The 11,619-nt window shown below is 70.4% G+C and carries 8 protein-coding genes, 1 tRNA gene and 3 pseudogenes; 5 read left to right on the forward strand and 7 right to left on the reverse strand.

What is annotated here, in order from left to right; all coding sequences use genetic code 11:
• The 4 genes from AWC03_RS21775 to AWC03_RS21790 form a co-directional block, all read right to left on the reverse strand.
• Positions 1–1,018: DUF7159 family protein (locus AWC03_RS21775; RefSeq protein WP_085242793.1), on the reverse strand; the 1,018-nt coding region annotated here is incomplete at its 3' end.
• Positions 1,019–1,211: 193 nt separating this feature from the next.
• Positions 1,212–3,422 carry a DUF7159 family protein gene (locus AWC03_RS21780; RefSeq protein ID WP_249025935.1) on the reverse strand — a complete coding sequence of 737 codons (2,211 nt, stop codon included), beginning with the start codon at positions 3,420–3,422 and terminating at the stop codon, positions 1,212–1,214.
• 131 nt (positions 3,423–3,553) lie between these two features.
• Positions 3,554–4,126: a dCTP deaminase gene (gene dcd / locus AWC03_RS21785; RefSeq protein WP_085242786.1), complete on the reverse strand. Its 573-nt coding sequence runs from the start codon at positions 4,124–4,126 to the stop codon at positions 3,554–3,556.
• A 34-nt stretch (positions 4,127–4,160) separates the two neighbouring features.
• A complete protein-coding gene (locus AWC03_RS21790) occupies positions 4,161–4,817 on the reverse strand; it encodes a VldE C-terminal domain-containing protein (RefSeq protein WP_085242787.1) in 657 nt (218 codons plus the stop codon).
• Between the two features lie 183 nt (positions 4,818–5,000).
• Here AWC03_RS21790 and AWC03_RS21795 point away from each other — a divergent pair.
• The 3 genes and pseudogenes from AWC03_RS21795 (at position 5,001) to AWC03_RS21805 (ending at position 6,719) form a co-directional block, all read left to right on the forward strand.
• A tRNA-Gly gene (locus AWC03_RS21795) sits at positions 5,001–5,074 on the forward strand.
• 235 nt (positions 5,075–5,309) lie between these two features.
• Positions 5,310–5,464, forward strand: a pseudogene (locus AWC03_RS27530) (glycoside hydrolase family 6 protein); the annotation flags it as partial.
• Between the two features lie 163 nt (positions 5,465–5,627).
• Positions 5,628–6,719: a DUF732 domain-containing protein gene (locus AWC03_RS21805; protein WP_090420049.1), complete on the forward strand. Its 1,092-nt coding sequence runs from the start codon at positions 5,628–5,630 to the stop codon at positions 6,717–6,719.
• A 68-nt stretch (positions 6,720–6,787) separates the two neighbouring features.
• Here the strand turns inward: AWC03_RS21805 and iniR are convergent, their stop codons facing one another.
• Both iniR and AWC03_RS27325 read right to left on the reverse strand, forming a co-directional pair.
• Positions 6,788–9,214: an isoniazid response ATPase/transcriptional regulator IniR gene (gene iniR, locus AWC03_RS21810; protein ID WP_085242790.1), complete on the reverse strand. Its 2,427-nt coding sequence runs from the start codon at positions 9,212–9,214 to the stop codon at positions 6,788–6,790.
• An 8-nt stretch (positions 9,215–9,222) separates the two neighbouring features.
• Positions 9,223–9,390 (reverse strand): hypothetical protein, encoded by a 168-nt coding sequence (locus AWC03_RS27325; RefSeq protein ID WP_158089994.1) that lies wholly within the window; start codon positions 9,388–9,390, stop codon positions 9,223–9,225.
• A gap of 257 nt (positions 9,391–9,647) precedes the next feature.
• Here AWC03_RS27325 and AWC03_RS21815 point away from each other — a divergent pair, with 257 nt between their 5' ends.
• Both AWC03_RS21815 and AWC03_RS27975 read left to right on the forward strand, forming a co-directional pair.
• Complete coding sequence (locus AWC03_RS21815; protein ID WP_085242791.1) at positions 9,648–10,202, forward strand: Rv0340 family IniB-related protein; 555 nt, start codon at positions 9,648–9,650, stop codon at positions 10,200–10,202.
• 281 nt (positions 10,203–10,483) lie between these two features.
• Positions 10,484–10,624: pseudogene (locus tag AWC03_RS27975) on the forward strand (IniB N-terminal domain-containing protein); the annotation flags it as partial.
• 21 nt (positions 10,625–10,645) lie between these two features.
• On the opposite strand, the pseudogene AWC03_RS27980 reads toward AWC03_RS27975, so the two are convergent.
• Positions 10,646–11,619, reverse strand: a pseudogene (locus tag AWC03_RS27980) (hypothetical protein); the annotation flags it as partial.

Here is an 11,619-nt window from a genome sequence, read left to right on the forward strand (position 1 = left end):
GGGCCGACGCCGGGGGCGGTGGGACGGCCGACGGCGGCGGCGCCGGGTTGGCCGGCTTGGCCGGGGCCACGACGTTCTGGGTGATGTCGGGACGCTGGGGCGCGTGGGGCCGGATGTTCAAGGCCAGGGCGATGGCCAGGGCGACCACGCCGCCGACGAACACGAGGGTCACCGCGACGACGGCCAGCACCGATCGTCGGTTCTGTCGCTCGCCCGACGCGGTTTTGCGGTCGACGGCGGTCCCCCGGCCCGCCCCGTTGGCCGATTCGGCGCTGTAGGCGAGCTCCCTACCGTCCGCCGAGGGATCTCCGACGTAGGGCATCGCGATCGTCGAGGGTGCGCCCAACCTGGCGTTGGCCGCCGCCAACGAGGCGCCCCGCGCCAGCGCCATCTCGGGTTCCTCGGGCGTGGTCACCGACAGTGAGGTCGCCGCCTCGAGCGCCGGCTTGATGTAGGGGATGTCGACGTCCGAGCCAACGAGGAACAGCCCGTCCGGGCGGGCCCGCATCGATTCGGCGCTCGAGACCATCGCGGCCAGCTTCGCCAGGGCTTCCTCGTCACTGCTGGGCAGCGGATGCCGACGCACGTCGGCGACCGAACCGTCGGCGGTGTCGACAACGGCCAGCGTCGCCGTGCTCGGCTCCACGAAGAGCAGTGCGGTGCGCGCGCAGTTGGTCGCGCTGCCCGCCGCCTGAGCGAGCGCCGCGGCGGCCATGACCGACGACACCAGCATGACGTTCTCGATCTTGCGTTCCGCCAAGGCGTTTCGCAGCGCTGCGGCCTCGGCCGGATGGGTCCAGGTCACTCCGCTCGACTTCAGCTGATAGCCGCCCCGGGCCGCGCTCTCCCGGGTGCCGAGAATCGCGGCGACCACGCGATCCGCCGCGGCAACCGCCGTCGTCTGACCGGCGAGGGGGAAGCCGTCCTGGTCGACGGTCACGCCACCGGCGGATTCCCCTTCCACCAGCACCATGCGGACCGTCTCAGGCGCCATAGACACGCCAAGTACGACGTCCACCGCTCCTCCAAGTCGTCGAAATCGATTGCCGTGCCGTGCGAGCGACGCCCGCGGGGGCTTCGTCACATCAGGATTGGCCGGGTGCATTCGCAGCCATCTCGGCCGCACCCCACCCCGATTCGCCACCCTAGCGCGCGAACTTGAGTGCCTCCGGCAGCCGAGGCCGCCGAGTGGCGTTCCCGTTTATCGCGGGCTACTTGTGCCCGCCGCCACCGCCGCCGCCGTGGCCACCACCGAAGCCACCACCGCCGAAGCCGCCGCCACCGCCCAGCCCTCCGCCGTGGCCACCACCGAAGCCACCGAAGCCGCCGCCCCCGGGAGCGCCGCCGTGGCCACCACCGAAGCCACCGAGGCCGCCGAGGCCGCCGACGGGTCCGCCGCCATGGCCACCACCGAAGCCGCCCAGGCCGCCGCCGAAGCCACCGAGGCCGCCGCCGGAGCTGGGAGACGGGACGTGCCCGCCGCCAAGGCCGCCCGGACCCGAACTCGGCGGCGACACATGCCCGCCACCCAGACCGCCCTCACCCGGCGGGGACACGTGCCCGCCACCCAGACCGCCCTCACCCGGCGGGGACACATGCCCGCCACCCAGACCGCCCTCACCCGGCGGCGACACATGCCCGCCACCCAGACCGCCCTCACCCGGCGGGGACACATGCCCGCCACCCAGACCGCCCTCACCCGGCGGCGACACATGCCCGCCACCCAGACCGCCCTCACCCGGCGGGGACACATGCCCGCCACCCAGACCGCCCTCACCCGGCGGCGACACATGCCCGCCACCCAGACCGCCCTCACCCGGCGGGGACACATGCCCGCCACCCAGACCGCCCTCACCCGGCGGCGACACATGCCCGCCACCCAGACCGCCCGAACCCGAACTCGGCGGCGGTTCGTGCCCGCTGGTGCCGCCCGTGCCCGAGCCGGGCGGCGGAACATGGCCGCCGGTGGAGCCGCCGGGGTGCTCGGGGATCGGCGACGAACCTTGCCCTGGGGGCACCTGATGAGGCGGCGACTGCGGGGTGCCGCCGACCGACGGCGGCGACTGTGGTTGCGGGAGACGCACCGGCGGCTGGGGCAGCACCGGCTGCGGTGGCGAGACGCGCGGCGGCGGTACCCGGATGACCGGCGGGCTCACGACCGGGTTGGGCACCGCGACGTGGACCGGCGGCAATATCACCGGCGCGATCGGCGGGACCACGACGGGCACCGGCACCACCGGCGCGGGCATCGGGGCAGCGGGGATCGGAGGCGCGGCGGGTGGCGGTACCGGCAGCGGAGCCGCCGGCGGATTCATCGGCATCGGCGCCGCCATCGGCACCGGTGGGTTGATCCGCTGCGCCGGGGCCGACGCCTTAACGGGCGCGGGCGCCGGCGCCTCCTGCGTCGGAACGATGAGGTGCTGCCCGGGGGTGGGCTGCAGGGCGATGGTGCCCGTCGTGCGGATGCCGATCGCCAGCGCGATCTCGAGCGCCAGCACCGCGCTGATGCCGGCGACAGCCAGGCCGCTCCCGATCAGCAGGGCCGGCCGGCGCCGCGGTTCGCGCTCTTCGGGCAGGAAGAGCTTTTCGATCACGACGGTCGGCGAGTCGGAGTCCTCGTCGGGCACCGCGCTGTAGGCGAGCTCGTCGTCGCCGGCCTCCGGCCCGAATGGCACGTAAAGGTATTCCGGCAGCGAGTGCTGACCGACGGCACCGGTGCCGGGGTCCTGGGCGTAGGCCAGCGCGGCGGTCGACGAGGCGAACAGCGGCGCGTTGGCCGACGCCAAGGCGGCGCCGCGGGCCAGCGCCGTCTCCGGCTCCTCCGGCATGCTCACCGCGAGTGAAGTCGCCGTCTGCAGGGCAGGTTTCAGGGGGGCGACGTCGATGCCTGAGCCCACCACCAGCACGCCGTCCGGCGCCGCTTCCAGCTTCTCCAGCCCGGCGATCATGCCGCCGAGTTGCGCGGCGGCCTGGTCGTACGACTCGGCGTAGATCGGTTGCTTGTAGACGTCGGGGATGGAGCCGTCGGAAGTCTCGACAACGGCCAGCGTCGCGGTGTCGGGCTCGATGAACATGACGGCGGTTCGCTCGTAACCCATTGCGCCGCCAACGTTTTGGGCCAATGCCGTCGCGGCGAGAAACGCCGGCACCAACATGACATTCTCGACCCGGTGGGCGGTCAGCGCGTCGCGCAACGCCGCCGCCTCGAGCTGGTCGGTCCACGTCACGCCGATGGACGACACCTCGAGCCCCGCCTCGGCCGCGCCCTCGCGGGTGCCCAGGATGGCGGCAAGCACCTGGTCGGGAGCGCTCGCGGTGGCCGCTTCGTCGGCGGCGGCGACGTCGAACACGTCCTCTTCCACCGTGGCTCCGTCGGCGTATTCGCCTTCCAGCACGACCATCTGGATCGACGCCGGTGCCATCGACACCCCGAGCACGATATCCAAGACCAACCCCTCCAAAGGTATTGCTCGACGAACCACGGCTAGGCGGAGGAAAAAACCATGGCTAACTAAGTATCGCGCAGAACGTGGGCGGGGGTGCCCCGCGGAACCTATGTAGTCCTTATGAAGTTCTGATAGGAACGCGACGGCGTGGGTCCGCGCTGGCCCTGGTACTTCGAACCTACTTGCGAACTGCCGTAAGGATGTTCGGCCGGACTGGTCAGCCGCAGGATGCAGAGTTGGCCGATCTTCATGCCCGGCCACAGCGTGATCGGCAGGTTGGCGACGTTGGACAGCTCCAGGGTGATGTGACCGCTGAAGCCGGGATCGATGAAACCGGCGGTCGAGTGCGTCAACAGCCCAAGCCGGCCCAGCGACGACTTGCCTTCCAATCGGCCCGCGAGGTCCTCGGGCAGGGTGAACAGCTCCAGCGTGGAGCCCAGCACGAACTCCCCCGGGTGCAGGACGAACGGCTCGCCGTCGACGGGTTCGACCAGCGTCGTGAGCTCATCCTGCTGCTTGGCGGGGTCGATGTGGGTGTAGCGGGTGTTGTTGAACACCCGGAACATGCAATCCAGGCGTACGTCGATGCTGGACGGTTGCACCAGGGTGTCGTCGTACGGGTCGATGCCCACCCGGCCGGCGGTGATTTCGGCCCTGAGGTCTCGATCGGAGAGCAGCACCCGACGAGCCTAACCGCTGCTCACCGTCGAGCGATCAGTCGGCGAGATACATTTCGCCACCCCTGGGGTAGCCGCCCCCGGTGGTCGTGACGTGGACGTGGTCGTAGTGGCCGAGCCGGCTCGGCTGCGCCCCGCCCGGCGTGTAGTAGACACCGCGCCAGATCGCGTCCTGGATCCCGAAGCGACGGGCGTTCTTCATCACGTAGGCGACGATCTCGTTGCCCAGGGCGATGCCGTCGGCGCTCTGCGGGTTCGGGATCATCACGTCGATCGCCAAACCGAGTGGATGCCAGGGCAGCGGATCCGGTCGCACTCCGCCCATTTCGTGGATCTGGGGGAAGTTGGCGCTGATGCTGCGGGAAACCTGGATCGTTCGCACCTGCAGGCCCTGCTCCGGGGCGAGCCCGGCGGGCAGGAACCGCGACCTGGTGTGATACCGCGACGCGGCGACGGGCTCGGCCGCGCCGTCGCCGCGGGACACATCCGACGCGAGCGCAATCGCCACCGGTTTTGCCGCCACGATCTCGAGGCAGCAGGGGCCTGTGTCGCCAATAACGGGTACGGGGTCGTGGCGGGGAACGAATGGGCCGGCATCACCCGCCGCCGCGAAGAAGGCCGCCGCCGGGGCCAGCGCCGCTGCCAGGACGAGCGGCGATTTCCGCCGCTTCTTGGCTAATCTGTGCCGACCCACCCCAGGCACATTACGACAAGATCACGAAAGAATAAACATCGTCCGGAAATTTGCCAGAAGTCGGCCATTCTTCGTCGACGTGCATTTGCACCCTTGGCCGGACCGGCGCTGGGCCGTTGGTGTTCGGCCGCACCACTCGCCCGACGGATCCGCTCTTCGATGCTAGTCTTCGATGCCGACACCGCCGATGTAGTTCAATGGCAGAACATCAGCTTCCCAAGCTGAATACGCGGGTTCGATTCCCGTCATCGGCTCCACACCAAGCGCCCCCTCCTCATGGTCGCGGCCGTCGCCCCCGTGAGTCTTGTAGCCGAACCGCCGCGGGGTCACTCCCGGCCCGGCGATCCGGCTGGCCGGTGACGCCGATCCGTTGGCCGAGGCGCCGGTCTGACACCAATCCCACCTCGGCGGCCACGCGCGCCGCGCAGCACGCCGACCCGCCGAGCCCGGAGCTGACCGCCAGCTCCAACACGCCGCAGGCGCCCGGCGGACATGGCCGCCCGGCTCAACGACGCCGGTGTTGGCCACACGCTGGGTTCAGCGTCAACACCGCGAACTTCTTCACCACCGAGGACGAAATCGGTTATGGCGAGGAGATTTCGACGCTGACGAACGGTTCGCACCACGTCATCGACACGTCGCGCAACGAAACGCCCCGGTAAATCCGATGGAATATCCCGCGGCTGGGACCTTTGGCCCTCACAATTGGCGATCTGGGCAGCGATAGTCGATGCCGTACAGCCCTGTCCGCGCACGGTTTGAGTACCGAAATATCAAGGGGCTTGGACCCGATGCTCCCGAGGAGTGCGCATGTCCGCTCTGGAAGACCAACAAAATATGCACGACGACGGTGGCGCGGCGAGCAGCAACCCGCGGGAATCCTTTCAGCACACGCCGTCTCGGCCGCCCCGGAGCGCGGCACCGTGCTACCTCCCGAATGCGATCGCAGCCATCGCCGGTAGCGTGGGCATCATGGTCGGCAGCGCCGGCCCATGGGCAAGCCGTGCTTGGGTCACCGCGAACGGCGCCACGGCCAGCGTGTGGTGGCAGGGGAAAACCACCTTTGTCCTCGGGGCAGTCGCCGGCATCGCGTTGTTCGCCTTGCTGAACCTTGCACGAATCGGGTCCGGCACGCGGTGGCTGGCCCCGTTGGCATGGATCGCCTCGATCGCCGGACTCGCATGTCTTCTCACCGCGATCGTCAACATCGTCAACGTGGCATCGACCAGCCACCGACTTGTCGGACTTCAAATCGAATGGGGTCTGTGGCTGGTCGCCATCTCTGCCGTCGTTCTGTGCGCCATGGGGTCGGTGGCCGCCGCACAGGTCGGCACGGTGACCAAGGCAGGGATGCGCACGGCGATCGTCATCCCTGTAGTCATAGCGCTCGGCGTCGCCCTGTATTTCCCGATCCGGTGGGCCGCGCTAGACCCGTGGTCGAGTCGGGACCCGCACCTGCCGACCAGCCCGGCGGCACCGTTGCCATCAACCCAGTCAATACCACCGGCCCTCATTCCGATCCCGGCCACGCCCGCGCCCGAAGATGGCGAGATCGCGGAGGTTCAGCAGCTGTGGCAAACCTCCCTGCAGAAACATCACCCAGTTCAGGACTTCTTGGCCGCCGTGCAGGCGGCAGGGATCACCGGATTGCAACCGGCACTATTGAACAACGGTTACACGGTTTGCGGCGAGCTCTGGAACAGCGGCTTGGACGGTGTTCAAGCGGCCAAGGCCCTGCAGAAGACCTATCCGACGCTGACCCTCAAACAGGCGGCTCAGTTCGTTCTTGCTGCGGCTGAGGACCTGTGCCCGACGAGTGCCTATTCCGGTGTCTATAGCTGGTGGCAATCCGGTGGCGGCGGTGATGCCGGTGGTGGTGGCGCTGCCGCCGGCGGCGGATGATCGCGAAACCAAGCGCCCGCACGGGTCGGCGGCGTGGGTTTGCGCCACCACGGGTGAGCGTCGAAGCGCTATGAAGCCAATATTGCGCGCAGCATCGACAACATCTCGGAACGCGAGCCGGCGCCGAGCCGGCGGCGGATCCGCGCCACATGGTGTTCGACGGTCTTGGCTGAGATGAACAGCTGACGGCCGATGTCGCGGTACGGCAAGCCCAGGAGAAGCAGTTCGGCGACTTCGCGTTCCCGCGCGGACAACGGAGAGGCCGACGGCGGCCGTCGGGTCGTTTTCGGAGCGCCAGACCCGGGCTCGTCATCGGGTGTCTCCTCCACCGCGGCGACCAGCTTGAGATCGCGAGCGAGCTGCAGCATGTCGCCCGATACACGGGCATCCGGCGTCTGCAGCGCGGCTTGACCGGCAAGGCGGGTCGCATCCCAGGTCAACCCGAACTGGGCCAGGGAGCGGGCGGCCATGGTCACCTCGTCGGCGTCGACCTGGTCGGCGAGCACCCGCAGCCAGGTACGACCGGCACCCGCCAGCGCTTGGGCGAAGACGCTCTCGGAGGCCGCCGCGGTGAGGGCACGCCCGTGCGGGGCCACGGATTCCGGTGAACCCGTCAGGATTCCGGCGTGCACCCCTGCCCAGTGCAGCGGCACCGACCACAAGACCGGGTTGCCCAGCGAGTCCAACAAACCGAATGCCAGATCGAGGGTGTGGCGCAGCCGGGCCACCTGGCGCATCCTTGCCGCGGCGACCCACAATTCGCCCAAGGGCAGCAGGGTGAACAAGTCGATGGAGTACTCGGCGAGCACCTCCATCGCCGCATACCAATGCTTGTGCAGCGCGCCGGTGTCGCCGCTGCGACGCGCGATCGCGGTGCGCAGCGTCGCCGCCCATAGCGCGTCACGCCGATGCAGGTCGGTGGCCGCACCCGAGCAGGCGGCGTCGGCGTCAGCGCCGGCCGAGGCGAGTTGGCCGTCGCACATCTTCGTCCAGCCAAGCAGCAGCAGGTGCCGTCGCTCGAAGAACCCGTCACCGTCGGTGCGCACCGCGCGACCGATGATGCTGCGCGCCCGCACCGGATCGCCGCCGTGCAGCGCCGCCAGGGTAACCAACGCGGCCGGGCTATCGGGGATGACTTCACCGATCGATCCGCCCACCGCGATCGCCTGCCCAAGCTTCGCCACCGCGGCCGGGTACGGCTCATTCATGCTCATCAGGAGGCCTTCGGCGAGGCCGCGGGCGGCGCGCGCGGCAGCCGTCGGCGGCCCCTGTCCCGGGACCCGCAGCGCAGCGCGCGCCGCCGTGAGGTCTCCCGTCGCGGCCAGCGTGATCGCGCCGGCGGCGCTCACCACCGGGTCCGGGTAAGGCCCCAGCCAGCCGAACAACTCGGCCGCCTGCCCCGCATGGCCGTCGTGGGCGGCGACGCTGGCCGCCACCCGCACCGCGGCGGCACGTTCGGCAACATCGGCCGAACTCAGCAGATCATCGGCCAAGGCCGCCGCCCCCGCGCAGTCTCCGGTCAGGGCCAGGGCGTCGGCCAGCCGGCGCGACAGCCCTTCGGCGCCGGCGCCGACCGCCGCCCGGTACAGCCGGGCGGCGCGGCCGGACTCGCGGGCCTCGGTCGCCGCGCGGCGCAGGGAACTCGCCAGATCGGCGTCTCGCAGTCCGTGTTCGGCGAGACGCAGCGCGAGGTCCGGTGACAACGTGGACATGGCGAGCTGGGAACGCAACAGTGCGATCTCGACTTGGTGGTGATGCGCGGTGCCGACGAGCTGAGCAACGGCGTCGTGCACCAACCGGATAAAGCCCGGGCTGTGCGACGGCTCGATCAGCCCGCTGGCGCGCGCCCGGTCGACAAGCAGCAGCCCTTCGGTCGTCGAGATATCCAGTGCCGCAGCGACATCGGCGGCACCCAAACCGGGGCTCAACGACGCGATGAGCAGAGAGTCCAACGTTGATTCGTCGAGGCGGCGCAGCCGGTCGATCAACGCGAACTTGGCCGCCTGCAATGGGTCCTGCGCGGTCTCGGTCACCGCCCGCACCAAAAACGGCAGCCCCGCGGTGCTGTCCACGAAGTGGTCGGCGACGGGCAGCGGACCCAACGACAAGCGCGGCCACTCCCGTTCGAGGGCCGCGGCCACCGTCCGCAGCGCGGTGTGCTGCTCGCGCGGTTCGGCGGCCACCACCACCGTCGCCGCGGGGTCAGCGATGCGCTCAGCGAGCGCCAGCAGCTCGGTGTCGGTTAACAACTGCGCGTCATCGATGACCACCGCCGCGTCCGGTCGGTCCCCGTCGCGCGGGGGGCGCGTCAGCACCGTCACCCCGGCACCGCGCAGGGCATCCCGAACGGCGGCGAGGACGGTGGTCTTTCCGGTGCCGACCCCCCCGCTGACGAGGACCTTGACCGGGGTTTGCGCGCCGTCCGCCAGCGCGTTGACGATGCGACGCGCGTCGGGGGGGACCTCGGTGGAGGCCGCAATGTCCGGACTGGCCACGGTGGGGGCTACTCGGGCGTGGCGCGGGTGGGCGACCGGTGATCGGTGCGCACCCTCGCGCCCGTGGCCGTGTCGGGCAGGTGGTTCTCGGGTGGCCGGTGGCCGAGGCGCGCCGAGCCGTCGGCGTCCGGCTCCCAGGCACGCGACCCGGCGCCCAACCCGAGCGAGTTCCCCATAGTGCACGTCCCTGCGTCGATGTGGGTGACTGGCGTCGGCGGCCGTTGCCTACCCTAGCGCTCCCCCGCCGTGCCGGTCATCATAATCCCCGTAGGCACCGAGATCCCCTAATGGGGGATCCCCTAACGCGGCGGCCGGGCAGGGTGGGCGCACACCGATCACGGCGGTGCCATCGGCAGATAGCATTCCGGGAAACGGCTGGTTTTGGGCTGCGGGTAGGCGTTGATGGTGACGGAGCGCACGCTGGAGGCGTGTCATGGCAAATGCATTGCTTGACTTTGTGATGTCGCTCGTGCGCGACCCGCAAGCCGCCGCGCGCTACGCGGCGGATCCTGCGCAAGCGATCGCCGACGCGCACCTGACGGGTGTCACCAGCGCCGATGTGAATCATTTGATCCCGATGGTGTCGGACTCGCTGTCGATGTCCACTCCGGGCGGTACCGGCGGCGCCTCCGAGCACGGCAATGTGTGGGCAAGCGGTGCGGCCACGGCCGCGTTCGACGCGTTCCCGGCGCACGCGCCGGCCCAAAATTCGGGGGCAGCCGATGGGCACGGCCTGACCGGCCACGTCATCGATGCCCCGCCGGCCGGTGACGGCGGCGAGGCCCACGGCGCGTGGACAGATCCCAATCCGGCGCCACTCCAGCCGCATGATCCCTCGGCGACGATCGCTGCGTCCGACGAAATGCCTCATCAGCCGGTCCACGACGGCGGATTCGGAATGCACGGCCCGGAAGGATGGGATCACCCCGTGGCCGACAGCCACCCCGTCGAACATGAGCATCATGGATTCGACCCACACTTCGGGTGATTTCGATTCGTTATCGACTTGGGCGATGACCGCAATTGTCGGCCGTTATGGTCCTGAAGTGGGCAAATGTCGTCGATGGGGGGTTATCCGACCAAGCTCCACCTGTCCCTAACCACCCCCTAATCCCCTAACGGCATGGACTGAGTGATCCCGCCAAGGGCGCAAACGACTGGGGGATTCGGCCCCGTTACCGGCCTGGAAAGAAGCGCCTAGCTTGAGTGTCGGAACGTCGGCGTAGCACCGGCAAAGGCTCAAACGAGTCACAATCGAAAGGCACTGACGTGAGCTCTCTGATCGACTACATCCTTAACCTGTTCCGCAGCGAAGACGCGGCCAGGGCCTTCGCTGCCTCTCCGCACCAGGCGCTGAATGATGCCGGGTTCGCTGACGTGTCCCCCGCCCAGGTCTCCTCCGTGGCGGCCAGCGCGATGCCGGGGCTGCAACTAGGTGGCGGCGACCCCATCGTTGGTCTGCAGCAGGCGGTGGCCAGTCAGTTTGGTCTCGCGGCGGCCTCGAACGTTTCTGCGGCGGCTGGCGGTGAGGCTGCTGCTGGGCTCGGCGCCGACGTCGGTGCCGGCTTGGCTGGCGGCGCAGGGTTGTCGGACGCGGTGGGGCTGGGCGCTCAGGTTGGCTACGGCGTCGGTGGGGGCTTCGGCGGTGAAGCCGGCGGTGGCTTCGGTGTCGGTGGCGGCTTCGGCGGCCAGGCCGGCGGTGGCTTCGGTCTCGGTGGCGAAGCGGGCGCGGGCATCGGCGGCGGCTTCGGCGGCCAGGCCGGCGGCGAAGTCGGCGGAGGCTTCGGTGTCGGTGGTGAAGCGGGCGCGGGCATCGGCGGCGGCTTCGGCGGCCAAGCCGGCGGAGGTTTCGGTCTCGGTGGTGACGCCGGCGCGGGCATCGGCGGCCAGGCCGGCGGAGGCTTCGGTCTCGGTGGCGAAGCGGGCGCGGGCCTCGGCGGCCAGGCCGGCGGTGGCTTCGGTCTCGGTGGCGAAGCGGGCACGGGCATCGGCGGCCAGGCCGGCGGTGGCTTCGGTGTCGGCGGTGACGCCGGCGCGGGTATCGGCGGCGGCTTCGGCGGCCAGGCCGGCGGCGAAGTCGGCGGAGGTTTCGGTGTCGGCGGCGACGCCGGCGCAGGCATCGGCGGCCAAGCCGGCGGTGGCTTCGGTGTCGGCGGCGACGCCGGCGCGGGCATCGGCGGCGGCTTCGGCGGCCAAGCCGGCGGCGAAGTCGGCGGAGGTTTCGGTGTCGGCGGCGACGCCGGCGCAGGCATCGGCGGCCAAGCCGGCGGCGGCTTCGGTGTCGGCGGTGACGCCGGCGCGGGCATCGGCGGCGGCTTCGGCGGCCAAGCCGGCGGCGAAGTCGGCGGAGGCTTCGGTGTCGGCGGCGACGCCGGCGCAGGCATCGGCGGCCAAGCCGGCGGTGG

The sequence above is a fragment of the Mycobacterium europaeum genome (assembly GCF_002102155.1).
Classification (GTDB): Bacteria; Actinomycetota; Actinomycetes; order Mycobacteriales; family Mycobacteriaceae; genus Mycobacterium; species Mycobacterium europaeum.